This window comes from Paraburkholderia sp. RL18-085-BIA-A, assembly GCF_046027075.1.
Lineage (GTDB): Bacteria > Pseudomonadota > Gammaproteobacteria > Burkholderiales > Burkholderiaceae > Paraburkholderia.
Genome location: NZ_JARESU010000556.1, coordinates 1 through 648, shown reverse-complemented (window position 1 = coordinate 648; position 648 = coordinate 1). Strand labels below are relative to the sequence as shown.

Annotated in this window: 1 protein-coding gene; it reads left to right on the top strand. The window is 59.7% G+C overall.

Annotation, left to right across the window (positions count from 1 at the left end; genetic code table 11):
- Positions 1 to 10 precede the first annotated feature (10 nt).
- The coding region (gene phbB, locus P0D89_RS53815; RefSeq protein WP_408371457.1) for an acetoacetyl-CoA reductase at positions 11 to 648 on the top strand (638 nt) is incomplete at its 3' end.

Genomic DNA, 648 nt, shown 5'->3' with positions numbered 1-648 from the left:
GGGGTAGAACATGTCAAAGCGAATCGCTTACGTAACCGGGGGTATGGGTGGAATTGGAACAGCGATATGCCAGCGGCTTCACAAGGATGGCATGACTGTCGTGGCGGGATGCGGGCCCAACTCGCCCAGACGTGAACGCTGGATGGCCGGGCAGGCCGCGCTCGGATTCTCCTTTATCGCCTCCGAGGGCAATGTCGGGGACTGGGAGTCGACGGAAGCCGCTTTTGCGAAGGTCAAGAAGGAGGTCGGTGACATTGACGTGCTGGTGAACAACGCTGGCATTACGCGAGACGGCGTGTTCCGCAAGATGTCCCGGGAAAACTGGAACGATGTCATCGACACGAACCTGACGAGCCTCTTCAATGTGACCAAGCAGGTCATCGAAGCGATGGTCAGCAAGCAGTGGGGCCGGATAATCAACATCTCGTCGGTCAACGGGCAGAAGGGCCAGTTTGGCCAGACCAACTACTCGACGGCGAAGGCGGGCATTCACGGGTTCACGATGTCGCTGGCTCAGGAAGTGGCGACAAAGGGCATCACGGTGAATACGGTGTCACCGGGGTACATCGGGACCGATATGGTCCGGGCTGTGCGCCCCGAGGTACTGGACGCCATCGTCCAGAGCATACCCGTGCGCCGTCTTGGGGA